21 protein-coding genes are annotated in these 24,408 nt (G+C 59.8%); 7 read left to right on the top strand and 14 right to left on the bottom strand.

Going from position 1 to position 24,408, the window contains the following annotated elements:
* Positions 1 to 105 precede the first annotated feature (105 nt).
* Complete coding sequence (locus AC2FF7_RS00525) at positions 106 to 2,334, top strand: CHASE2 domain-containing protein (protein ID WP_496905025.1); 2,229 nt, start codon at positions 106 to 108, stop codon at positions 2,332 to 2,334.
* A 136-nt stretch (positions 2,335 to 2,470) separates the two neighbouring features.
* Here AC2FF7_RS00525 and AC2FF7_RS00520 read toward each other — a convergent pair whose 3' ends face one another.
* Together AC2FF7_RS00520 and AC2FF7_RS00515 are read right to left on the bottom strand one after the other, a co-directional pair.
* Positions 2,471 to 2,788 (bottom strand): DUF3775 domain-containing protein, encoded by a 318-nt coding sequence (locus AC2FF7_RS00520; RefSeq protein ID WP_480868551.1) that lies wholly within the window; start codon positions 2,786 to 2,788, stop codon positions 2,471 to 2,473.
* 87 nt (positions 2,789 to 2,875) lie between these two features.
* Positions 2,876 to 3,649, bottom strand: a complete 774-nt coding sequence (locus AC2FF7_RS00515) for a DUF1365 domain-containing protein (RefSeq protein ID WP_480868553.1) — start codon at positions 3,647 to 3,649, stop codon at positions 2,876 to 2,878.
* A 147-nt stretch (positions 3,650 to 3,796) separates the two neighbouring features.
* Between AC2FF7_RS00515 and AC2FF7_RS00510 the strand changes: the two genes are divergently transcribed.
* The 3 genes from AC2FF7_RS00510 to AC2FF7_RS00500 are packed head-to-tail and all read left to right on the top strand — an operon-like array spanning position 3,797 to position 5,569.
* Positions 3,797 to 4,453, top strand: coding sequence for a sigma-70 family RNA polymerase sigma factor (locus tag AC2FF7_RS00510; protein WP_170353969.1), 657 nt, complete (start codon positions 3,797 to 3,799; stop codon positions 4,451 to 4,453).
* Positions 4,454 to 4,463: 10 nt separating this feature from the next.
* The gene (locus tag AC2FF7_RS00505; protein ID WP_170756004.1) at positions 4,464 to 5,114 is read left to right on the top strand and encodes a ChrR family anti-sigma-E factor; all 651 of its coding nucleotides are present in this window, start codon (positions 4,464 to 4,466) and stop codon (positions 5,112 to 5,114) included.
* A gap of 50 nt (positions 5,115 to 5,164) precedes the next feature.
* Entirely contained in the window at positions 5,165 to 5,569 is a 405-nt protein-coding gene (locus AC2FF7_RS00500) for a hypothetical protein (RefSeq protein ID WP_480868555.1), read from the top strand.
* Positions 5,570 to 5,572: 3 nt separating this feature from the next.
* On the opposite strand, the gene AC2FF7_RS00495 is transcribed toward AC2FF7_RS00500, so the two are convergent.
* The 6 genes from AC2FF7_RS00495 to AC2FF7_RS00470 all read right to left on the bottom strand — a co-directional run bounded on the left by AC2FF7_RS00495 (position 5,573) and on the right by AC2FF7_RS00470 (position 12,849).
* Positions 5,573 to 6,802 (bottom strand): DNA recombination protein RmuC, encoded by a 1,230-nt coding sequence (locus AC2FF7_RS00495; RefSeq protein WP_480868557.1) that lies wholly within the window; start codon positions 6,800 to 6,802, stop codon positions 5,573 to 5,575.
* 52 nt (positions 6,803 to 6,854) lie between these two features.
* Positions 6,855 to 8,705: a DNA mismatch repair endonuclease MutL gene (mutL, locus tag AC2FF7_RS00490; RefSeq protein ID WP_480868559.1), complete on the bottom strand. Its 1,851-nt coding sequence runs from the start codon at positions 8,703 to 8,705 to the stop codon at positions 6,855 to 6,857.
* Positions 8,706 to 8,940: 235 nt separating this feature from the next.
* Complete coding sequence (locus AC2FF7_RS00485) at positions 8,941 to 9,882, bottom strand: metal ABC transporter permease (protein WP_496905024.1); 942 nt, start codon at positions 9,880 to 9,882, stop codon at positions 8,941 to 8,943.
* Positions 9,879 to 11,084, bottom strand: coding sequence for a metal ABC transporter permease (locus AC2FF7_RS00480; protein ID WP_480868563.1), 1,206 nt, complete (start codon positions 11,082 to 11,084; stop codon positions 9,879 to 9,881). The genes AC2FF7_RS00485 and AC2FF7_RS00480 overlap by 4 nt, the downstream gene beginning before the upstream one ends.
* Positions 11,085 to 11,087: 3 nt before the next feature.
* Positions 11,088 to 11,894: a metal ABC transporter ATP-binding protein gene (locus AC2FF7_RS00475; protein ID WP_480868565.1), complete on the bottom strand. Its 807-nt coding sequence runs from the start codon at positions 11,892 to 11,894 to the stop codon at positions 11,088 to 11,090.
* Between the two features lies 1 nt (position 11,895).
* Positions 11,896 to 12,849, bottom strand: a complete 954-nt coding sequence (locus AC2FF7_RS00470) for a metal ABC transporter solute-binding protein, Zn/Mn family (protein WP_480868567.1) — start codon at positions 12,847 to 12,849, stop codon at positions 11,896 to 11,898.
* Positions 12,850 to 13,047: 198 nt separating this feature from the next.
* Here AC2FF7_RS00470 and deoC point away from each other — a divergent pair, with 198 nt between their 5' ends.
* From deoC to AC2FF7_RS00455, 3 genes are all read left to right on the top strand, one after another.
* Positions 13,048 to 14,046, top strand: coding sequence for a deoxyribose-phosphate aldolase (deoC, locus tag AC2FF7_RS00465; protein ID WP_480868569.1), 999 nt, complete (start codon positions 13,048 to 13,050; stop codon positions 14,044 to 14,046).
* 11 nt (positions 14,047 to 14,057) lie between these two features.
* Positions 14,058 to 16,391 carry an aldehyde dehydrogenase family protein gene (locus AC2FF7_RS00460; RefSeq protein WP_496905023.1) on the top strand — a complete coding sequence of 778 codons (2,334 nt, stop codon included), beginning with the start codon at positions 14,058 to 14,060 and terminating at the stop codon, positions 16,389 to 16,391.
* A gap of 122 nt (positions 16,392 to 16,513) precedes the next feature.
* Positions 16,514 to 17,245 carry a Crp/Fnr family transcriptional regulator gene (locus AC2FF7_RS00455; protein WP_170755994.1) on the top strand — a complete coding sequence of 244 codons (732 nt, stop codon included), beginning with the start codon at positions 16,514 to 16,516 and terminating at the stop codon, positions 17,243 to 17,245.
* A 5-nt stretch (positions 17,246 to 17,250) separates the two neighbouring features.
* Here AC2FF7_RS00455 and AC2FF7_RS00450 read toward each other — a convergent pair whose 3' ends face one another.
* The 6 genes from AC2FF7_RS00450 to AC2FF7_RS00425 all read right to left on the bottom strand — a co-directional run bounded on the left by AC2FF7_RS00450 (position 17,251) and on the right by AC2FF7_RS00425 (position 24,361).
* Complete coding sequence (locus AC2FF7_RS00450; protein WP_170755993.1) at positions 17,251 to 18,555, bottom strand: M16 family metallopeptidase; 1,305 nt, start codon at positions 18,553 to 18,555, stop codon at positions 17,251 to 17,253.
* Positions 18,552 to 19,892, bottom strand: a complete 1,341-nt coding sequence (locus AC2FF7_RS00445) for a M16 family metallopeptidase (protein WP_480868574.1) — start codon at positions 19,890 to 19,892, stop codon at positions 18,552 to 18,554. The genes AC2FF7_RS00450 and AC2FF7_RS00445 overlap by 4 nt, the downstream gene beginning before the upstream one ends.
* A gap of 82 nt (positions 19,893 to 19,974) precedes the next feature.
* The gene (locus AC2FF7_RS00440; protein ID WP_496905022.1) at positions 19,975 to 20,493 is read right to left on the bottom strand and encodes a DUF3035 domain-containing protein; all 519 of its coding nucleotides are present in this window, start codon (positions 20,491 to 20,493) and stop codon (positions 19,975 to 19,977) included.
* 49 nt (positions 20,494 to 20,542) lie between these two features.
* The gene (gene lspA, locus AC2FF7_RS00435) at positions 20,543 to 21,013 is read right to left on the bottom strand and encodes a signal peptidase II (protein ID WP_496850297.1); all 471 of its coding nucleotides are present in this window, start codon (positions 21,011 to 21,013) and stop codon (positions 20,543 to 20,545) included.
* Complete coding sequence (gene purH, locus AC2FF7_RS00430) at positions 21,013 to 22,602, bottom strand: bifunctional phosphoribosylaminoimidazolecarboxamide formyltransferase/IMP cyclohydrolase (protein ID WP_480868579.1); 1,590 nt, start codon at positions 22,600 to 22,602, stop codon at positions 21,013 to 21,015. Before purH ends, lspA begins: the two co-directional genes overlap by 1 nt.
* A gap of 22 nt (positions 22,603 to 22,624) precedes the next feature.
* Positions 22,625 to 24,361, bottom strand: a complete 1,737-nt coding sequence (locus AC2FF7_RS00425) for a heparinase II/III family protein (RefSeq protein ID WP_496905021.1) — start codon at positions 24,359 to 24,361, stop codon at positions 22,625 to 22,627.
* Positions 24,362 to 24,408 lie beyond the last annotated feature (47 nt).

Raw genomic sequence — 24,408 nt, 5'->3', positions numbered from 1 at the left:
CATGCGCCCTTTCTACGGCACAGTGACGTGCCCGCGCACGCAGACGCGTCAGCGAGCTGATAACCCAAACCGGGCAACCCTCGCCCGATGTTATCGGAGGCACAGTTGACCGGGAAATCCAGAGAAAAAACGGGACGGCGGCGCGGTTTTCGCCTGGTCGGGCTGGGTTTGATACTGATCGGTTGCTTTATCAGGGTCATTGACCCTTATCCCATTCGCATGAGCCGTTTGATTTACTTCGACCTGCTGCAACGTGTTTCACCGCGCGAATACAACCCGGACTTGCCGATCCGCGTTCTGGACATTGACGAAGAAACCCTGGCGGTCTGGGGCCAATGGCCATGGCCCCGAACGCTATTGGCCCAGATGGTGCAAAACCTTGGCGAAAGCGGCGCTGCGGCAATCGCTTTTGATATGTTGTTTGTCGAGCCCGACAGGTACTCGCCTGCACGGTTGCTGAACGACCCTGCCTTGGCGGGCGTTCTGACGGTCGAACACCATGCACAGAAGATGGACTACGACGTTCTGTTCGGTCTGGAAGTAGCGAATTGGCCCGTTGTCTTGGGAACTGCTGCCCAGGTCTCGCAGGAAGGTGCCAAAATTACACCCAAGGCAGGCATTATTGAAGTCGGTGAACAACCGGCATCCGGGCTGGTCTCTGTCCCGTTCTGGACGCCAATTGCGCCGCCTCTGGGGCGCAGCGCTGCTGGCATTGGCGGTGTGAATGTCTCACCCCTTGGGGGAACGGGCGTTGTAAGGCGCGTTCCGGTTCTTTGGAACGGCCCCAGCGGTCCACTTCCCAGCCTTGGCATCGAAGCACTCAGGGTGGCAATCGGCGCACCCTTTGTGCTGGCCGAGGGATCATCCGATGAAGAGGGCATCATGCTTGCGGTGGAGCTTGGTGATTTTCGGTTGCCGACCACTGAAAACGGCGAGGTCTGGATCAGATACAGGCGCGACCAACCCGAGCTCTACCTGTCGGCCAATGACGTAATGACAAGTCCTGATGACCCAGCGCTGCAAGCTGAAATCGAAGGCCGGATCATTTTGATTGGCACATCTGCAGCAGGTTTGTTCGACATGCACCAGACACCACTCGGCGAGTCCGTCCCCGGCGTTTCCATCCACGCACAACTGCTGGAACAGATCCTGACCGGCGAAATGCTGAGCCGGTCAGATGTAACCGCTGCGCTGGAGCTGCTGTCTTTCGTGTTGCTCGGCCTGATCGTGATCGCTGTCATGTCCAGCTTTGGGGCAGTTGCATCATTTGTTGCTGGGGGTTTAGCCGCTGCTGTGGTCATCGGCACAAGTTGGCTTGCTTTTCAAAATCAGCTGATCTTGTTTGATGTGACGTTCCCTCTGGCTGGGGGAATGGCCAATTTCGGCTTGTTGGCGGGGTATCTCTTTGTCTCAACCGAGCGTGAGAAGCACGAAATCCGCAAGGTTTTTTCACATTACGTAGCACCGGAAATCCTCGACGAAATGGAGCAGTCCGGCCACCGTTTGAAACTAGGCGGCGAGACGCAGGAGATCACGGTCATGTTCTCGGACATACGGGGATTTACTCCACTCTCTGAATCTGTGTCCGCAACCGAACTGGTGACTTTGCTGAACGAGCTTTTCTCGCAGGTGGGCGACCAGATCTTGCATGAAAGAGGTACAATCGACAAATTCATAGGCGATGCAGTTATGGCGTTTTGGAATGCGCCTTTGCCGGTAGAAGACCACCCCTGTCGCGCTGCGCACGCGGCATTGTTGATGCGCAAAGCTCTGATTGCATTCAACGCGTCGAAGGTGATGCAGGACCGACCACCGATTGCCCTTGCCACGGGATGCGCCACGGGACACGCCTGCGTCGGCAATATCGGATCACGCAGCCGGTTCAACTATACGGTCATCGGTGATGTAGTGAATGTGGCGGCCCGCATTGAACAAAGCTGTCGCCATGTCGATTACGACATCGTTGTTTCGCACTCAGTCTACAACGCAGCGCATCAGGATATGGCAATGCTTGAAGCCGGATTTGTCGATCTGAAAGGCAAAACGGATCTCGAAGCGGTGTTCGTTCTTATCGGAGACAACACCGTGCTGGACAGTGCGTCGTTTGAACGGCTTTCAGAGGCACATAACGAACTTATTTCCGCAATCCGAGACCGGCAGCCGTACGATAGGATCGAGCAGTTGTGCGGGCACTGTTTGGCCATCGCGGTCGAAATCGAGCCTGGCTTGCGTCAGTTCTATCGCTCGCTTCCCGGTCGAGTGGCGGATTTCCGGACAGACGTTCAATCAGGTCAGGCAATGTTCAGTCATCGTGCCCGTGAGGTCAGGGCCTGAACGTTCTTCGATTGGCGACCTTGGCGTACTGGCTCGGCAAGTACTGTCGACCACTAAAAGAATAGGCCAGGCCATATTTCTGGACGCGTGTCGGGTCTTTCGACCCCGCTGCGGATCGCCTACGGAGCGCACGACCTTACATCAGATCGTTTTCGACGTCTTCAACCGAAATGCCCAAGGCGTCCAAACCGTTTTCTAAATGGTCAGACAGGTGCGGTGTTCCAATCAAGTAGTCCGCGCAAGGAGTCGACGCCTCGGACTTGGCGGTCGCGATAGCTTCAGCCAGATCATCCGCGAAAAAGCTTTCACGTCCGATCCACATGACGGCAACCAGTTCGGCCTGTTCGTCTTCACTCATCCGGCCAATAAAAGCGCGCAATTCGCCCTCGGCCCGGTCCAGTTCACGCCCCATCATGGCGACCTGAGCTATTTTTCTTGCCGAGATTTCCAACATGTCCCAACTCCTCGTGTTCGCGACTTACTTACTACCAGAACCATTCTCAAAGGATTGAGTCTTTGATCTTACGCAAACAGCGGCGGGTTATGACTTGCGTATCCGAGAAATCGGATGATCCGGAACGGGTGCGGTACGGAAAGGACGGAATTGGGCCTTTTTTAATTTCAGTTTCAGCGCCTGCCACACGATCAAAGTGAAGGCACGCCGCGCCCCAAACGGACGTCGCACCAAAGACCAGAGGATCGCGCGATCGGTCAAAGGTGCCCTTGGGCCGGTAAGAGTGGCAATTAGCCCCCCTGACTTGCGCCCATAATCAATCCAAACACCAACCCGGTCAGCGCGGTAGTGGAATCGAAATGTGTACGAGCCTTCGATCTTTTGAAATGGCGATACATGCATCAGCTTGTCTGCCACGATGCGATCAGTGGGTTGGATGGGCGCGAAATTGGCATTGTGGCACAGGTAGCTGTGCCGCGTGCCATAAGTGTTCGTTACCTCAGCCACCACTGAGTAAAGGTTGTCGCAATCGTCAAAACAGAACCAGAAGCTGACCGGATTAAACACATGGCCCAGAACACGGGGCTGCGTCAGCAGCATGATGTGTGCCGGTTGCACAACGCCCAGCGCATCGAACTGTTCACGCAACCAAGCCGCGCCGCGCCCCTCACCTGGCACACCACCGTGGTCCCTATCTCTCCAGTTCGTAATGTTTGCGCCGTTCAAGGAAAACAGACGCGGCGTTGCGGCCTTTTTCTCGGGGTCAAACAGGATGTAGTCGACCGAATAGCGAAATGCGTTTTCGATGGCCCCTTTACGCCCATGATAGGTTTGCCCTGCAATATGGTCTATCCGGTTCATTCCACATTTTCCATTCTGCCCGCGATTTGATCAAACAGCGCTTATTTTTTGCGGCCAATTCATAGGGATACTACGACAAGACAGCTCGTTTGGATTAAAATTTTCGTGCTTAGTGATCCAAGTTGGGACAGCCCGCGTAAAAAGAGTATGTTTACCGAGATCGATACCGCGAGCTTGGGTGAACCGGTGGCTGAAAAGCCCGTTGTAATGCCCCCGCGCGGGAAACAACGAGTAAAAGGACGACCGGTGAACCACGCAGACGGCAATTGCGAGACCAGAACGGAATGGGTTAACCATGTTGCCCGTATCCGCGACGCGCAGGATCAGGCGGCATTTGCCGAGCTGTTCCAGCATTTTGCGCCTCGGGTCAAAGCGTTCCTGATAAAGTCGGGGTCGGACGTGACCCTGGCCGAGGAATGTGCGCAAGAGGTGATGGCCACCTTGTGGCACAAGGCGCATCTATTCGATCCGGCCCGCGCAACGGTGGCCACTTGGGTGTTCACGATTGCTCGGAACAAGCGCATTGACGTGCTGCGCAAGCAACGCCGCCCCGAGCCCGAAGATCTGGGATGGGGACCCGAGGCCGAGCCGGACCAGCACGACATTATGGCGCTGCAACAGGAAACCGCGCAGCTGCGCGACGCGATGACCGCGTTGCCAGAGGCGCAAAGAGAATTGATCGAAAAGGCCTATTTCGGTGACCTGAGCCACCGAGAAATTGCCTCGCAAACCGGATTACCACTGGGCACGATCAAATCGCGAATTAGATTGGCGTTGGACCGCTTGCGCCATTCGATGAATTGAGACAACGACGATGAGCAAAAACATAAAACATCACCTGACAGATGACCTGCTGATGGCTTACGCCGCAGGCAATCTGCCCGAAGCGTTCGACCTCATGGTCGCTACGCATCTGTCTCTGTGCGACCACTGCCGCGCGCGGGCCGAAAGCTTTGATGCCGTCGGGGGCTGTGTCCTGGAAGATCAGGAAAGCGCCGCTCGGATGAGCGACGGATCGCTTGCGGCAACTATGGCGTTGATTGCGCAAGGTGCACCGATTGCAAAACCAGCCCAACCGGGATGTTCGGTCCTGCCTGCTCCGTTGCAGGATTACGTGGGCGGAAATGTTGAGGCGATCAAGTGGCGCTCAATCGGCATGGGTGTGAAACAGGCTATCCTGCCGACTACTAGTGAAGCAACCGCGCGATTGCTGTTTATCCCCGCTGGGGCCGCCGTACCGGACCACAGCCACAACGGGATGGAGCTGACAATGGTCTTGCAAGGGGCGTTTTCGGATGAGGTCGACCATTTCGCCCGCGGCGATGTGGAAATCGCAGACGAGGACCTGCATCACACGCCCACGGCCGATATGTCCGAGGATTGCATCTGTCTGGCCGTGACCGACGCACCGTTGAAGTTCAACAAGCTGATGCCGCGTCTGTTCCAGCCCTTTCTACGAATCTGACGGCAGAGACACGTTGTGCTAAGCTGCCGTCATTCGTCGGAGGATAGTGCATGATGAAACGCCTGATCTTTATCGCAGCAATCATGGGTCTGGCCACTTCGGCCTCGGCCCAACGCGTCGCTGAGGTCAAATTCCAACCCGGCAATTACGGCACGATGGTCAACGGCACCATCACCGGGGACGAGTATTTCGACTACAAGCTGGGCGCTCAGGCCGGTCAAGAGATTTTCGCCGATCTGCAGGTCAGCGATACCAATGGCAACGGCGTGATCTATTTCAACATCCTGCCACCGGGCAGTGAGGGCGAGGCGATCTATATCGGTTCGATCGACGGCAACACCGCGCGTATCGCCCTGCCCCAAAGCGGAGATTACACGATCCGCGTTTACCTGATGGGCAATGATCGCGACACCGGCAAAACGGTCGGTTACAATCTGGACCTGTCGATCCAGTAGCGGCTAGCCTTCGGTCTTGCCCAGCGGCACCACGTTGGAGTGATCGTCAGGGGCCAGTTCCTCGAAATCGAAGTTATCCAGCCGCTGCGCCCGGCGACCCGCCTTTTCGGCGCTGATCTTGATTTCCGAGATATCCTTGGCCGCCTGTCCAAAGTGGCGGTCCAGATTGGACACCCGGTCGCCAAGACGCTCCACATCCTTGTGCAGCATCCCCAATTCCTTGCGAATGGCACCCGCTTGCTCGCGCATCCGCGCGTCTTTCAGGATCGCGCGCATGGTGTTCAGCGTCGCCATGCAGGTGGTAGGCGACACGATCCAGACGCGCTTGCTGAAACTCTCCTGCACCAATTCCGGGAACTTGGCGTGCAGTTCGGCATAGACCGCCTCGGACGGCAGGAACATCAGCGCGCCATCGGCGGTCTCGCCATCCAGAATGTATTTCTCGGCAATGTCGTTGATATGCTTGCGCACTGTGCTGCGGAACATCTGCACCGCTGCCTTCAGCTCGGCATCGTTGGTCGATCCGATCAGCGCCTCATAGGCCTCCAGCGGGAATTTGCTGTCGATCACGATAGGGCCCGGTGGGTTCGGCAGGTTTATCAGGCAATCGGCGCGCCGCCCGTTCGACAAGGTCGCCTGCAGTCGGAAACTGTCCGAGGGCAGCGCCTTGGACACGATATCATTAAGCTGAATTTCCCCAAACGCGCCGCGCGTCTGCTTGTTCGACAGGATATCCTGCAGCGACAGCACATCGCCCGACAGTTTGGTGATATTGTCCTGAGCCTTGTCGATGGCGGCGAGGCGCTCCTGCAGCTGGGTCAGCGAGGTCGCGGTCTGTTTCGACGAGCCATGCAGCGATTCCTTCATCCTCTCCTGCATCTCGGCCAAAGCACGCGCGGATTTCATCGCATTATCCGCCAGCCGGTCATTCATCTGCTGCTGCACCGAGGACAGGCGCGATTCGACCGTCTGGATCACCTGTACCTGCGCATTGGCCTGCGTGTCTGAAACATGCTGCAACCCGCCACGGAGTTGCTCCTGCCCTTGTCCCAATTGCTGCACGTGCTGGCCCAGATGCGCCATCTGCCGCGCCAGAGGTTCAGCCATGCGGGCGGACTGCTGCGCCGCACGCAGCGACAGAAACAGCAGTAAAAGGATCAGCGCCACCAACCCGCCGCCGATCAGAATCACGGGGTCGTTTAGGGCGATTTGGGTGCCAGAAATCTCGATCATGTCGCCTCGGATGTTCTTGTTTTATTCCTCATACCGCACGCAAGTGGAGGGATCAACTGCGCCCGAACAGCCGTTCAATATCGGACAGTTTGAGTTCCACATAAGTTGGCCGCCCGTGGTTGCATTGGCCGGAATGGGGCGTCGCCTCCATCTCGCGCAGCAGGGCGTTCATTTCCTCGGCCCGCATCCGGCGGCCCGACCGGACCGAGCCATGACAGGCCACCCGGCTGAGGATCGCCTCAATCCGCGCCTGAACCGTCTGGCTTTCGCCCTGATCGGCCAGTTCATCAAGGATATCCAGGATCATCGCGCGGGCATCGACTTCGCCCAGAATGGCTGGGGTTTCGCGCACGGCAATAGCTCCGCCACCAAAGGGCTCCAACGTCAGGCCAACGCGGGTCAGGTCGTCGGCCACGGCCATCAGGCGGGCACAATCGCTGTCAGACAGTTCCACGATCTCGGGGATCAGCAGCGCCTGCGCAGCGACGCCGTTTTCCGCCATCTGGCGTTTGAGTTTCTCATAGACCAGCCGCTCATGCGCTGCGTGCTGATCGACGATCACCATGCCATCGGCGGTTTGGGCGACGATGTAGTTCTCATGCACCTGCCCGCGCGCCGCGCCCAGCGGCAGATCCTGCGCCGGGGGTCCTTCTGCGACAACGGGTGCGGGCTCCACAATTCTACCGCTGTAATCCTGCGACAGTTCCGCAAAGCCCGGCGCCTGCGCCTGGTAGGATGCCTGCCGGGCTGCCAGCGACGGCTGGTCCATCTGATAGACCCGCGCGGGCGCAGGCTGTGCCGGTTCAGGCCGCATCGCGCCCAAAGTCGCATTGGCCACGGTCGAAGAGGCCCGATGTCCCGCCTCGGCCAGCGCGTGCCGCAGGGCAGACACGATCAGCCCCCGCGCCACGCCGGGATCGCGGAACCGGACCTCGGATTTTGCCGGATGCACATTCACGTCGACCAGCGTCGGATCACAGTCGATGAACAGCGCGGCTGCCGGATGGCGATCCCGGCTGAGGAAATCGAAATACGCCGCCCGCAGCGCTCCTGTCAGCATTTTGTCACGCACCGGGCGGCCATTGACGAACAGGTACTGCGCCACCGCCGCGCCACGCGAATAGGTCGGCAGGGCGGCGTATCCGTATAGCCTGATCCCCTCACGAGTGGCGTCGATCTGCAGGGCGTTCTCGGCAAACTCGCGACCGATCACGCGGGCCAGACGGGCGTGCAACGCGTCGATCAGATCGCCATTCTCGCGGTCGGCGCGGAAGGTCACGCGCCCCTCGCCCCCGCCCGACACATCGCGCAAGGTAAAGGTGATCGCGGGCTCGGCCATGGCCAGACGTTTGACCGTGTCGCTGATCGCCTGCGCCTCGGCCCGGTCGGTACGCATGAACTTCAGCCGGGCGGGCGTGGCGAAGAACAGATCGCGCAGCTCGACTACCGTGCCCGTGCGCAGGGCAGCGGGTTTGACCGCCCCCATCCTGCCGCCCGAGACGTTGATCTGCGCCGCCTCATCCCCGGCCACGCGACTTGTTATGGTCAGTCGACCCACCGCGCCCAGCGAGGGCAGCGCCTCGCCCCGGAAGCCGAAGGTATGAATGTTCAGCAGGTCTGACCCATCGATCTTGGAGGTCGCATGGCGCGACAGCGCCAGTGGCAGATCATCGGCCGCGATCCCGCAACCATCATCGGTGACGCGAATCAGCGTCTTACCCCCATCGGCAATGTCGATGGCGATCCGGCTGGCCCCCGCATCAATGGCGTTTTCCACCAGCTCTTTGACTGCCGAGGCCGGACGTTCGACCACTTCGCCTGCCGCGATACGGTTGATCGCAGCATCGTCCAACTGTCGTATTACGGGACGGGTATCGCTGATATTGGGGTTTGCCTGCGCCATACCCCTAGACCTAGCACATGCGTGCGCGATTCTACCACTGATTTACGCTGAACTGTTTAAGGAATGAGGGGGCGTTCGGACAATCGTCGTGTCAGCCGTCGTGGCAACACAGAGGCAACGATTGCCCGAACGGTCCAAAGTGAGTGGTGGTCGTTCGCCTTATGTGAACATTCCGTAACACGAAACCCACATTGAGGCTTGCTAACTGTGACCACCGCGTAAATCTGGGCGGAGTTCAGCCGATACCGGGTTGTTGCCCCGGCGCTCCGGCGCGGGTCCGGCACGGCCCCCATATCGCAGCTGCGGCCAGGATCAAACCAGCGACTGCAGCAATCATACCGGCCGCACTGACTGCATCGGCCATACCCAACCAAAGCGGCCCGTAGCCTGCCAGAACATAGCCCGCAACGGCCGAAACCACTGCAAAGGCAACGGACCAAGTGATCTGACTCTCTAACCGGTTGGTCATCATCCGCGCGGCGGCGGGGGGGCAGATGAACATGGCGATCACGATGATCGACCCCACCGCGTCAAAGGCCGCCACCGCCGCAATCGCCGCAACCACCACCAGCGCCAGGCCCAGCGCCCCTGTGCGGATGCCGATAGTGCGGGCGAACCCTTCGTCGAAGGTGGAAATCTTCAACGGTCGCCAGAACAACCAGATGAACAGCGTCACGCCCAGCAAGGTCGCAGCAATGCGCGGCAGTTCGGGCGGCAGCCCCGCCAAAGCCGTCAGATCCAGCAACGAGGACCACCCCACCGCATCCAGCCAGATCAGGCTTTCCAGATTGCCATAGAGCGCATGTTCCACGTCCAGATGCACGGTCGAAGTATCGGTCTGTTCCAGCAACAGCACCCCGGCGGCAAACATGGTGGTAAAGACCACCCCCATCGCGGCGCCGGGCTCGATCTGGCCCAGCCGCCGGATCGCTTCGATCATCACCACGGCGACCACTGCGGCCCCCGCCGCACCCAGCATCATGGGCCATGTGGATATTGCTCCGGTCAGGATAAAGGCCACGACGATCCCCGGTAGCACCACATGGCTGATCGCATCGCCGATCAATGCCTGTTTACGCAGCACCAGAAAATTACCCGGCAACGCGCAGGCAATCGCCGCGAACGTGCCAATCAGCAAGGGCGTAAGGGACAGGGGGACAAACTCTTCACCGCTCATGCCATCACCCCCTGCGGGCCGCCAATCTGGCGGTCAATCTCAGCGATCTGGTCTCGGGTCAGGACAGTCTCGATATCACGCAACCCGTCGTACAGCGCCGCTGTTGCCTCGTGCGCCTGATCGGCGCGGACAATTTCCCAGCGTTTCTCATCCCGCAGGGCCTTGGCGGCGCGGGCCTTCCCGGCCTCGGTCGCGACACCATCGGCGCGGGCCAGACCGGCGCGCTTCAACAAACGCAGGGTCAGAGGCTCGTAAATCTTCTGCCCCTGCGCCAGCGCCAGCAGGCCCTGACGGATATGCACCCGGCGCTGAAACCGCAGATGGCGCAGCACGGCGGCCAGAACGCCGCGAACCGGGGCCAGCAGCAGCGACAGGGCAAAAAGGGCAAAGCTTACCAGCACAATGATCGGACCCGTCGGCAGATTCGGGGCCGAGGCCGACAGCGCCGCTCCGACATAGCCCGACACCCCTCCGGCAATCCCGGCCAGCAGCACCACCCGGTCCGAACGTTCAGTCCAGAAGCGCGCCGTGACAGCGGGGATGATCAACAGCGCCACGATCAGGATCAGGCCGACGATTTTCAGCCCCACCACAGTGACGGCCATCACCAGCCCCATCATCGCAAGGTCGATGCGATGCACCGGCAACCCGCGCGCAGCGGCATATTCGGGGTCAAAGGCCACCATCGTCATCGGTCGGCGCAGGATCATCACCAGTACCAGCGTGGCCGCCCCACCCAGCGCGATGACCAGTGCATCGGCCCAGAGCATCCCGGCGGTCGAGCCCAGCAGGAACCCTTCAAGCCCCGCCTGACGACCAACGCCCATGGTCTGGATGACGGTCAGCAGCACTATGCCAAAGCCAAAGAACACCGACAGAACCGCACCGATCGCGGCATCCTCGGCCAGTCGCGTGTGGCGGGTCAGCCAGTTCATGCATAGCAAGCCGACCCAAGCCGACAGGGCCGAACCAGCCAGCAGTCCCAGAAGATTACGGCCGTCGCCGCCAAAGGCGACCAGCAACATGAAGGCCAGACACACACCGGGCAGCGTCGCATGGCTGATCGCGTCGCTGACCAGCGCCCGTTTGCGCAGAAACAGGAACGTGCCCGTCACCCCCGCCGACACGCCCAGCAGCGCAGCCCCGATGGCGACCAGCGAGGCGTTATAGCCCAGCTGAAGGGTCAAGGCGTCCCAAAACATGGATTATCCCAGCGCGCGCGAGATCTGGTCGATCTGGGCAGTCGCCAGACGGCCCCCATAGGCGGCTTGCAGGGTCTCGGCGGTGAAGGCCTGATCCACCGGGCCCTCGGCCACTTTGCTGGTATTGATCAGGAAGACATGGTCAAAATAGTCAGTGACGGTGGCCAGATCGTGATGCACGACAACCACGGTCTTCCCGGCCTCTTTCAGCGCTTTCAGCACCGCGATAATGGCCTTTTCGGTGGCCGCATCGACCCCGGCAAAAGGTTCGTCCAGCAGATACAGATCAGCCCCTTGCGCCAAAGCGCGGGCCAGAAAGACACGTTGTTGCTGACCGCCCGAAAGCTGACCGATCTGACGGTCCACGAAATCACGCATACCGACACGGTTCAGGCAATCCATCGCGCGCGCGCGATGACGACCCCGAATGCGGCCCAGCAGACCCAACTCGCGCGAGAGGCCCATCAGCACCACGTCGATCACGCGGGTCGGGAAATCCCAATCCACGCTGGCGCGCTGCGGGACATAGGCGATGCGAGCGCGCTGTTTCTCAAGCGCGGCGCCGTAAACCGTCACCTGGCCCGACAGCGCGGGCACAATTCCCAACGCAGCCTTCAACAGAGTCGACTTGCCAGCGCCGTTCGGCCCGATAATCGCGGTCATAGCGCCAGGCTGCACGGTCATATCCACCGAGAACACCGCGGGTTTCTGGCCGTAAGACACGGTCAGCCCGCGAACGGCCAGAGGGCTACCGCCCAGCCCATTTTCCTGAATCGAAACTCCGTGATTTGCGGCCAGTTCAAGTGTCATCTCAGAACCCCGCCGACAATTTGCCATTCATGCCCAGTGCCGGTGCATCCGCACCCAGCGCGCTGGCAATGACAGTGATATTGTGATCCAGCATTCCGACATAGGTGCCTTCATAGGTGCCCGGCTCGCCCATGGCGTCGGAATACAGCTCTCCGCCCACATCCACCTGATGCCCCTTGGCCGCGGCACCCTCGATCAGCGCGCGCATGGACCGATCCGAGACCGAGCTTTCCACGAACACCGCTGTCAATTGCTGATCAACCAGCGTATCGACCAGTTCGCCGATCCGGTTCAGACCGGCCTCGGACTGGGTCGAGATGCCCTGAATGCCCAACACTTCATAGCCGTATTCCGCACCGAAATAGCCAAATGCGTCGTGGGCCGTCACCAGAATGCGATTGTCCTTTGGGACGGCGGCCAGCATCTGTTTCCCATAGGCTTCCAACTGGGTGATCTCAGCCAGATGGGCCTGCGCATTGGCCGCGAAAATCTCGGCTGCTTCGGGGCGGGTGTCGGTCAGCGCATTTTGCACCTGAACCACCACGTCGCGCCACAGGGCCGGGCTCATCCAGACATGCGGGTCGAATTTGTCGGCGTAATCATCATGGGCGCGCAGCTTGGACGTGTCGATCCCTTCGGTCACGGCCACCACGTTGCGCTTGCGGGACAGATCGTGAAAGAAATCCTCCATCTGCGCCTCAAGATACAAGCCGTGCCACAGGGTCAGGTCCGCGCGGGTCATGGCGACGATGTCGCTGCGGGTCTGGCGATAGGCGTGCGGATCGACGCCGGGACCCATCAGGCCCTTGACCTCGACCTGATCGCCACCGACCTGGCGCACGGCGTCGGCAATCATACCGGTTGTCGCAACCACTTTCAGTGGCGTTTCGGCATGGGCCGAAATTGGCAAAGCGACAGCCAAAGCCAACGCAGCAAGAAAGTTACGACGAATCATGTCAGACCCCGATCTGATATCCCCACGACCATTAATATGAGAACCATTCGCAACTTAGTCAATGCTATTGCGAATTATTCGCAACAAAGTATTTATTTTTGACCAAATGGACAAAAAGTTGTCTTTGAATTGCCGGTTTGCCTTTCATTTGGGCGCAACCCGTGCGATTTTGGCGCAAACCTCCCAAAGGATGTGAGAATGGAAACGCAGAGCCCTGACAGCGCCGTGCGCACCGCGCATCTGCCGCAAGTGACCGAACCCCGCAATCCGGGCATGGATCTGGATCTGGACTGGGTGCGCGCCGTGCAGGCCAACACCTCGGCCATTGAACGCCGTGCCGCCACCCTGCCCGGTCGTCGTTCGGTAAAGAAAGACTATCAGGCCGCTTGGCTGCTGAAGGCGATCACGATGATCGACCTGACCACGTTGTCGGGCGATGACACGGCGGGCCGCGTGCGCCGCCTGTGCGCCAAGGCGCGCCAGCCCGTTGCGCCCGCGCTGCTGCAGGCAATGGATATGCCGCCGATCACCACCGGGGCCGTGTGCGTGTATCACGACATGATTGAACCTGCCGTGACCGCGCTGAAAGGCACGGGGATTCCCGTGGCGGCTGTCTCGACCGGGTTCCCGGCGGGCTTGTCGCCTTTCCATCTGCGCGTAGCCGAGATTGAAGAAAGCGTGAAGGCCGGGGCCGAGGAAATCGATATCGTGATCTCGCGCCGTCACGTGCTGTCGGGCGACTGGCAGGCGTTGTATGACGAGATGAAGGCGTTCCGCGCCGCCTGTGGCGATGCCCATGTCAAAGCCATTCTGGCGACCGGAGAGCTGGGCAGCCTACGAAATGTAGCCCGCGCCTCGGTCGTGTGCATGATGGCGGGGGCGGATTTCATCAAGACCTCGACCGGCAAGGAAAGCGTCAACGCCACCCTGCCCGTCTCGCTGGTGATGATCCGCGCGATCCGGGATTACTATGACCGCACAGGATACCGCGTCGGCTACAAGCCTGCGGGCGGGATTTCCAAGGCCAAGGATGCGCTGGTCTATCTGTCGCTGATCAAGGACGAGTTGGGCGATCGCTGGCTGGAGCCGGACCTGTTTCGGTTCGGCGCCTCGTCACTGCTGGGCGATATCGAGCGGCAGTTGGAACATTATGTCACCGGGGCGTACTCGGCTGGCTACCGTCACTCCATGGGCTGAGGACAAGAACAATGACAGTCAAAGAAATTTTCGAAACCATGGATTACGGCTCTGCCCCCGAAAGCGCAGCCGAGGCGCTGGCTTGGCTGGTCGATCAGGGTGACAAATTCGGCCACTATATCGACGGGGCCTTCACCAAACCCGGTAAAGGGTTTGACAGCCGCAACCCGGCGACCGGAGAAGTGCTAGCCAAGCTGACCCAAGCCAAACAGGCCGACGTGGACGCCGCAGTGGCCGCAGCCCGCAAAGCGCAACCCAAGTGGGAGAAGCTGGGAGGCGCGGGACGGGCGCGGTATCTCTATGCCATTGCGCGCCTGCTGCAGAAGCATTCGCGTTTGTTCGCGGTGCTAGAAAGCCTCGACAACGGCAAACCGATCCGTGAATCGCGCGACATCGACATCCCTCTGGCCCAGCGGCATTTCTATTACCACGCTGGCATGGCGCAGCTGATGGAAAGCGAGTTGCCCGACGCGCAGGCTTTGGGCGTTTGCGGGCAGATCATCCCGTGGAACTTCCCGCTGCTGATGCTGGCGTGGAAGATCGCGCCCGCGCTGGCGATGGGGAACACGGTGGTTCTGAAACCTGCCGAGTACACTTCGCTGACTGCGCTGCTGTTTGCTGACATCTGCACGCAAGCCGGTTTGCCCAAGGGCGTAGTCAATATCGTCACCGGCGACGGCGCGGTGGGTGAGATGATCGTCAACGCCGACGTGGACAAGATTGCCTTCACCGGCTCAACCACCGTTGGGCGACGCATCCGCGAGGCGACTGCTGGATCCCGCAAGGAACTGACGTTGGAGCTGGGCGGTAAATCCGCCTATATCGTGTTCGACGATGCCGATATCGACAGCGCCATCGAAGGGCTAGTCGATGCGATCTGGTTCAATCAGGGTCAGGTCTGCTGTGCGGGCTCGCGCCTGTTAGTGCAGGAAGGCATTGCCGACCGTTTCCACGCCAAGCTGCGCGCGCGGATGGACGGCTTGCGCATCGGTGATCCTCTGGACAAGTGCATCGACGTGGGCGCGGTTGTGGACCCGATCCAGTTGCAGACGATCAAAGGCATGGTCGACAGCAACACCGCAGGTGAGGTTTATCAGGCGGCCTGCGCGCTGCCCGAGAACGGCTGCTATTATCCGCCCACGCTGATCTCGGGTCTGGAGACATCCGATCCGCTGATGCAAGAGGAGATTTTTGGCCCGGTTCTGGTCTCCTCGACCTTCCGCACGCCCACTGAGGCGGTCGAACTGGCCAATAACACCCGTTACGGGCTGGCCGCGACCGTGTGGACCGAGAATGTGAACCTCGCGCTGGATATCGCGCCCAAGCTGGTTGCGGGCGTGGTCTGGGTAAATGCCACCAACCTGTTTGACGCCGCTGCCGGGTTCGGCGGAGTGCGCGAAAGCGGCTTTGGCCGTGAAGGCGGCTGGGAAGGGCTGGCCGCCTATACCAAGCCCAAAGGCAAGACCAAGCCGCTGGCAAAGGTCGAGGCTGCAATGGGCCAAGGCGCGCCGGTTGATCCTATTGATCGCACCGCCAAGATGTATGTGGGTGGAAAGCAAGCGCGACCGGACGGAGGCTATTCGAAACCCGTCTGGGGTAAATCCGGCCTGCTGGGCCATGTGGGTCTGGCGAACCGCAAGGACGTGCGCAACGCGGTAGAAGCCGCGGCGGGCGCGAAAGGCTGGTCCAAGACCACCGGTCATCTGCGGGCGCAGATCTTGTACTACATCGGCGAAAACCTCTCGGCCCGCGCGGATGAGTTCGCCACCCGGATCGACACCATGGCCGGTGGCAAAACCGGCGCGGCCGAGGTTGAGGAATCAATCCAGCGCCTGTTCAGCGCCGCGGCCTGGGCCGACAAATATGACGGTCAGGTCCATGGCGTACCGATCCGGGGTGTTGCCCTTGCGATGAAGGAACCTGTTGGCGTGATCGGGGCACTGTGCGCGGATGAGGCACCTTTGCTGGGCCTGATCTCGGCCATGGCCCCCGCAATTGCGATGGGCAACCGGGTGGTGCTGGCGGCCTCCGAACCCTATCCACTGGCTGCAACGGATTTCTATCAGATCCTTGAAACCTCGGATGTACCCGCAGGGGTGGTCAACATCCTGACCGGCAGTCACGCGGAGCTGGCGAAACCACTTGCCTCACACATGAACGTGGATGCGGTCTGGACGTTCTCGTCCACTGACCTGTCCAAAGAGATTGAGGTTGTATCTGCAGGGAACCTGAAACGTACATGGGTCAATAACGGCGCGACAACCGACTGGAGCATCGACCACACACGCCGTTTTTTGCAGGCCGCGACCGAGGTCAAGAACATCTGGGTGCCTTACGGCGAGTAAAGCAACACAGGACGCAGGCGAAAGCCCGCTCATGTGCAGACATTTTGTGAATGGGGTCACAGACAAAGCCGCTTGCCTGACCCAACGTAAGGTCCATTCTAATCCAGAATGGGCCTTTTTTCATGCTGAGTTTACCGATTGATTTCTCAACCTCTTTACAGATTGTCACGTTGGTTGGCGTCTGCGGCGCCGGACTGTACATTCTGAACTACTTCATGCTGCAGATGGGTGTCATCAGGGGAACAGGAATCCTTTACCCCGTCCTGACCATTATCGCCGCCAGTTGCGTCCTGATCAGTATGGCTGAAGAATTCAATCTGGCGGGTTCGATCATCCAGATGGCATATATTCTGATCTCGGTCCTTGGTCTATTGCGAGGCTACCTGTCCCGGCACTTGGTGCGGTTCTCGGAGGACGAGCGCCAATTCATCGCACTACATCTGGAATCGTTAAAACCCCATCAGGCCCGCAGGTTGCTGAACACGGCCACCGTGAAAGAGTTCCCAACCGGGGATATCCTGATCGAAGAAGGCAAGACCACCGATTTTCTGGGATTTGTATTGACCGGTCGAACCACGATCCTGAAAGACGGTCAGGTGATCAACTGCTGCGGATCGGATGAAATACTCGGAGAGCTGACCTTCGGCCTTGGCCTGCCCGCAACTGCCACCGTCATCGCAACCGAACCGACCAGATGCCTGGTCTTCGACAACATCAAGCTGACGCGCTTGCTCAAACGAAACAGACATATTGATGATGCGCTAAAGGCCGCGCATTTCAGACATGCGCGGCAAAAGCTACTGAGCAGCAACAAGCATACGTTACTGGCCCAGAAAAGACCCGCCGCTGCCTAACCGGATCAACCGTCCAGATCTTCGGGTTTGCCGACAATGGTGAAATGCAACCCTTCTGGATCCAACAGCTCGGATGCAACGCGGTTCACATCCTCCAACGTAACGGCGTTCACCTGATCGTTGCGTGTCGCGATATAGTCGATCGGCAGGTCTTCCATCTGCATCCCAACCATGATCGACGCGATCTGGCTGTTTCCGTCAAAGCGCAACGGGTAGGCACCGGTCAGATAGGTCTTTGCTTCATCCAATTCCGTCTGCGTCACACCTTCGTCTGCCGCGCGGGCCCATTCGTCACGAATGACTTTGACGGCCTCGGCAATACGATCATTGGCCGAAGACACGGATCCCAGATAAACCGAGGCCAAATCCTTGGGCACCAGATAGGTGCTGACACCATAGGTAAGGCCCCGTTTTTCACGCACCTCATGCATCAGGCGGCTTTCAAAACCACCCCCGCCCAAGATGTGGTTCAGAACAAAGGCCGCAAAGAAGTCGGGATCATCACGGTCGATCCCCTCATGGCCAAACAATGCCACCGATTGCGGAGTGTCGAATTCGACCACGCTTACACCACCGGGAATGGTCACCTGAGCACGGCCCGGTATCGGTTTGCCGCTTGCGGGCAGGTCGGCCAACAGCTTATCCAGCAGCACGCCCAGTTCCTCGGCCGTGATGTCGCCAACTGCGCCAACATACATGCGGTCCTTGGCGAACACATTTTCGTAAGCCGTGACAATATCGTCCCGCGTCAGGGTGGTGACGCTGTCGATGGTCCCTTTGCCCTCGGACCCATAGGGATGATCACCATAGGCCATGCGGGCAAAGTTGCGACCGGCAATGTCATTGGGATCGGTTTGATCCGAGCGCAGCCCAGACAGAACCTGCGCCCGCACGCGGTCCACAGCGTCCTGATCAAAGCGCGGCTCATGCAAAGTAACGCGCAGCAGATCGACCACCTCGTCGCGATTTTCGGTCAGAAACTGCGCCGACACCGATACCTGGTCGTCAGTTGCGTTATACCGGAAAGAGGCGGCCAGAGACTCCAACTCGCGGGCATAGGTGCGCGAGTCCATATCGCCCGCGCCTTCTTCGATCAGGCCCGCCATTAGGTATACTGCGCCGCGTTTGTCCGGATCATCTAGCGAGGTGCCGCCGCGAAACCGCAACTCGATCGCGGTGAAGGGGATCGAATGATCCTCGACCAGCCAGGCGGTAATACCCCCGGGCGACGTGACTTCCTGAATTTCGATCTCGGCCCAGGCTGGCAAAGCGATAATGAAAGCGATCAGAGTGGCAAAGATCCGTTTCATTGTGTCACCTCATCGTCGCGCATCAGCCACCCGGTGACTGATGTTTCGAGTCGAAAGACTTCGCGTGCGGCCGCGATGATCTCATCGCCGGTAACGGCCTGAAGAATATCGGGCCAGGCCTGCACGTCTTCGACTGTCAAACCGGTGGTCAAAGCACGGCCATAGCGGTTGCCGATTCCGTCCACGTTGTCGCGCGCATAGGTCTGCGATGCCCGCAACTGCATCTTGATGCGATCCAGGTCTTCCTGGTTCACACCTTCGGCAATAAAATCCGAAACAGCCTGATCCATCGCATCTTCGGCTTCTTGCAAAGACACGCCCTGCGCCGGGACGACCACAAGATCAAAAGTCGTATTATCCAACGACGTCCCGCGATAAAACGCGCCACTGAAGACGGCCTTTTGCTGGTCGAACTGCAGCTTTTCAGACAGGTATGACGTATTGCCCCCGCCCAAAAGCTCGGCCAGCAGGAACAACGCCGCAGCCTTTTCCTGCGCGCCCGCGTCGCGCTCTTGCGCCAGATAACTGCGCTGAACATAGGGTTGCGAGACGCGCGGATCTTTATAGGTCAGCCTCCGCGCTGCGGTCTGAGGCGGCTCTTGCGACCTTATGCGCTCGGGCAGATCCGGGTTGGCCGGAATGACGCCATAGTATTTCTCGGCCAAGGTTTTTACGTCATCGGGATCGACGTCGCCGGTAACGACCAGAATGGCGTTATTGGGGGCGTAATGGGTCTGGTAGAAGGACAGCGCATCCTGCATGTCCAGTGTCTCCATCTCATGCCGCCAGCCGATGATCGGCACACCATAGCGATGGTTGAGGTACTGCGCCGCGCTCATCTGTTCGCCAAACAGGGCGCGCGGGTTGTTTTCAGTGCGCTGGTTACGCTCTTCAAGGATCACGTCGCGTTCGGTTAGGATATCTTCCTCACTCAGGCGAATATTGCGCATCCTGTCGGATTCCATCCGCATCATAAGCTCTAGTCGGTCAGAGGCCACGCGTTGGAAATACGCTGTATAGTCGTAGGAGGTGAAAGCGTTGTCATTACCGCCATTGGCTGCGACCGTGGCCGAAAACTCACCCGGTGCAAGCGTATCCGTGCCTTTGAACAGCAAATGTTCCAGAAAATGCGCCACCCCGGACGACCCGATCGGCTCATCCGCAGACCCTGCACGATACCAGACCATATGCTGCACCACAGGGGCGCGGTGATCTTCGACCACCACGACATCCATGCCGTTATCAAGCGTGAAGGTAGTGACCGCCTCCTGCCCATCCTCGGCGAAGACCGGGGTGGCGGCGATCAGGGCAGCCGACAGTGCCAAGGCCCGAACCATGGGGCATCCTCCGTATAGTTTGCTGTGGTTCAAACTACGATGGTGCGGCGCAGGTTCAAGGCCGATGACGAAAAGTTAAGGATTATTCATCCAAAGGAGGGGCCGAAGGCGTTTCGATACCTGCACGACGGGCCGCCTGGTTCTGTTGATCCGCGTTCAGCGCCTCTTTCCGGTAGACCTGCTCATAGCGGTCGATCTTGAACAAACGCAAACGGGTCAGTCGGCCTTGCTTTCTACGGAACTCGGCATCCTCAGTATTAACCACCTGACGGGTATTGGACGGGACGCCGTAGCGGCTTGAGGCTGTCACCAACGCGGCATCCGTGGATGGAATCGCCGCATTCGGATTCAGAGCTGCCGGATTGCCACCAAGCGCCGCAACCGCATCGGCTGTTGGCGTTGGGTCGGTCAGGTTGCCACCACCCGGAGTTGGAGCGGGCAGGAACTGATAATCCTCGGGCTGCGTCAGAGGTTTCACTGGCAGCACGGAAAACTCGTCCGGCCCCGGCCCCGGCGCTTCAAGGTGGCGCAGGCCGATATCGGCACATCCTGCAACCGCAAAAGCCAATGTCACGGCAAATATGGAACGCGGCAACCGCATCAGAGTCTCCAGCCTGTTTGTGGCGTTTTAGCGCATATCGACAAGCGCGTCACGAGGGCTTTTTGCTGTCGAACAGCACCAGCCCTATGGCCCCTGCAAAAATGAACACGTCGGCAAGGTTGAAAACAAATGGGTTGTTGATGCCGCAACATGACATGTTCAAGAAATCGAGAACAAAGCCATAAAGCACACGGTCAACAACATTGCCCAGCGCTCCGCCGATCAGCAAACCGCCGCAGAACAGCATCAGCTTTGATGGCGCAGAGCGCATCAGCCAGATCAACACAGCAACCGAGATCGCAGCGGACACGCCGATCAGCACCCAGCGCGCCGCGTCGCTATTGCCCTGAAACAGGCCGAAATTGATGCCCCGATTCTCGCCGTATTTGAACACAAGCAAGGGCGGCAGAACGTCGATATCGCCCTCGGCCACGCGCATGACGTGGACGACCAGATATTTGCTGATCTGGTCGATCGCGAACGCCGCAAGCGCAGCCAAAAGGAGCAAGCGATAGCGCATCAGTGACGGAAGTGCCGCATACCGGTGAAAACCATGGCCAGACCGGCCTCGTCCGCCGCTGCGATCACTTCGTCATCGCGCATTGACCCACCCGGCTGGATCACACAGGTCGCGCCGGCCTCGGCGGCCTCCATCAGACCGTCGGGGAAGGGGAAGAACGCATCCGACGCCACAGCCGAGCCGATGGTCAACGGCTGCGGCAGCCCCAGCACATCGGCCATACGCTCGGCTTTCTTGGCGGCAATCAGCGCCGAGTCCACGCGGCTCATCTGGCCAGCACCCACACCCACTGTCGCGCCATCCTTGACGTAGACAATGGCGTTGGACTTGACGTGTTTCGCCACTTTCCAAGCAAACAGAAGATCGCGCATTTGTTCATCAGTTGGCGCATTCTTGGTGACCACTTTCAGGTCATCCATACCTACAAAGCCATTGTCCTTGTCCTGCACAAGCAGGCCACCGGCCACTTGCCGCACGGTCTTGCCACCTGCGGTCACATCCGGCAGCTCTTCAGTCGTCAGCAGGCGCAGGTTCTTCTTGGCGGCGAAAATCGCTTTGGCCTCATCCGACGCGCCCGGAGCAATCACAACCTCGGTGAAGATGCCAGTGATCTCCTGCGCGGTTTCCGCATCCAACGGCTGGTTCAGCGCCACGATCCCACCAAAGGCCGAGGTGCGGTCGCAGTCGAACGCCGCCTTATAGGCGTCGATCAGCGTGGCACCTGTCGCCACACCGCAAGGGTTGGCGTGTTTGATGATGGCACAGGCAGCACCGTGCGCCGGGTCGAATTCAGCCACCAGTTCAAAGGCTGCATCGGTGTCGTTGATGTTGTTGTAGCTGAGTTCCTTGCCCTGATGCTGCACCGCCGTGGCCACGCCAGGCCGGTTGGTGCCGTCGGTGTAGAAAGCCGCCTGTTGGTGGCTGTTCTCGCCATAGCGCAGGGTCTGTTTCAGCTCACCCGCAAAGGCGCGGCGTTTGGGGGCCTCAAGCTCCAGCGCGTCAGCCAGCCAGTTGGACACAGCCGTGTCATAAGCGGCGTTGCGGGCATAGGCTTTTTGCGCCAGCTTGCGGCGGAATTTCGGGCAGGTCGACCCATTGTGCTGATCCATGTCGCCCAGCAGTTTGGTGTAATCCTCTACATCCACGACCACGTTCACAAAGGCATGGTTTTTTGCTGCCGCGCGGATCATCGCAGGGCCGCCAATGTCGATGTTCTCGACACATTCGTCATATCCAGCCCCCTTCGCCACGGTCGCCTCGAACGGGTAGAGGTTCACCACCAGCAGGTCGATCGCGCCAATCCCGTGCTCGGTCATCGCGGCCACATGGGTGTCGTTGTCACGCAGCGCCAGCAGCCCGCCATGCACCATCGGGTGCAGGGTCTTGACCCGACCGTCCATCATTTCGGGAAAACCGGTGATCTCGCTGACGTCTTTCACGTCCAGCCCCGCCTCGCGCAGGGCCTTTGCGGTGCCGCCGGTTGACAACAACTCGACCCCGCGCTCGGCCAGCGCCCTGCCCAGATCGATCAATCCGGTCTTATCGGATACGGAAAGCAGCGCGCGGCGCACGGGGTGAAGGTCGGTCATGGGTCCAAAGGTCCTTTTGGCGTCAGTCGAAATCGGGCTCGTCCCGGTGCACATCGCGCACGGCATAGGCTGTATCCTGTGCCTTGCTCAACGTCCACCGAATGCGCGTCGCATACTCCATTGCGCGGCCAGATAGAACGATCTGTTTTGTCGCGCGCGGCTTTAGACGCCCTTTTTCAAGATAAACGCTTGGTTCGACGGTCAGTTTTGCCACCCCGTCATGACGAAACACCCAGATCTCACCGCTTTTGAGCGCCATCGACACCGCCGCGCCGCCCAAATCCAGCGCCGCATCAACGTCGGGATGCAGGTGGAATCTGATATCGAATCCGATGCCCTGCAGGCTCGAGGCGTTCATCGCCTTGTCGAATTGCCGTTTTGCACGGTCATCCGACGTCAGAAGAATATCCTCGCAAACCAGTTCGCGCCCGTCAAAGCGCAGTTCGAACGTACGGGCGTGGGTCAGGCCGAACACTTTCGAATAGCCATCATGCCCGGCCATGAACTTCGCACCTTCAAAGGATTCTTCGAATTCGTTCGGAACATCAGTCGGTGCATCGACCAGGGCTTCGGCTCCTCGGTGGTCAGGGCTGGTCAGGCGGGCGCTGGAATAGCCATCAAGGCACAAGGTTGAATGCGACGGGGTTGCCCGTCCTGCCCGGCGCCATTCCGCGCCAAAGGTTTCCCCTGATCCGCAATTCACGATCAGGGGGCGTCGGCCCGAGGTCAGTTCGAAAGCCAAGGTTGAGGCATGCGCGTTATACGACGCTGGCCCCTTGGGCGGTGCGCTGGCATCCACGATTACACTGGTTCGCGCTGCATAAAGGCGCGCGTAGCCCATCGACAGGCCAGTGGCGTGATGTGGCCGCACGCCACTTTGCGCCAGTGCCTGATCCAGACGTCCTTCCAGCCCGCGCCCGCCCCCGTGAAACCGCGCCAGCCCCCCGTCCGAGTGCCGCAGACAGCGCAGTGTGGGGGCCATCCGCTTGATCGCACCCGCCTGTGCGCCGGGCGTCCCCCTGCCTAGCTCGCTGAGTGCTGCGGATGTCCAGGCCAGCAACGTGAAAACCTCAAGCAATTCTTCTGGATTGCGGGTCAGCAAACCACCCTTAGGGTCAATTTGACTGTCACATTCCCGCGCCAAAGCGCGCAGGGCCGGGTCTGCCATATGTTCAAGACCCTCCAGCGCCAGACCGGCCTGAACCAAACCCGCCAAAGCTTCGAACCGCGGCAATCCCGGCGTGGCGGCTTTCCAGCGCTTGGACAGAAACCAAGTCTGCTGCGACAAAGCTCGAAAAAACTGCTGGCGCTGTTTTTCATCCGTACCACGTAACAAAAAGGCAGAGTGGTTGACCCAGCGCATCACACGACGCCCGGTCAGATCAGGCGCCCAGCCGGGACCGTGACCGCGCCCATGCGCCGCAATCCAACCCCAGACCCAGCGCTGCGCCTTCTCGCGCGCACGCATGTCGCCAACGGCCGCCAGATCATCGAGCCATGCAAACCCGTGCCGTTCATTGTCGAAACCGGTACTTGGGGCCGTGACATCCCATAGCTCGGTATCCAGCGCCTCGACCAGAAAACCTGCAAACAGAAGGTTTCCGGCGACCAGCTGTCGACCCCGGGCAAACGCGCCAATCGTCCGGGGTTCGGGCTCACCCACAAAACCACTGACGGGTTTGCGTCGCTGACTGAGCCGCGCGTAGAGGCGGTTTTGAAACCGCGTCCACCGGTTTGCCATGGTATCCTTGTTTGACATGCCGCCCGTTACTCTGCCCTGTGCGCTCTGCTGGCGCCTAAGCGCAA

Source organism: Ruegeria sp. YTSC325 (assembly GCF_059609525.1).
The sequence above is the reverse complement of the archived record's forward strand: the minus strand, read 5'-3'. Positions and strand labels throughout refer to the sequence as shown.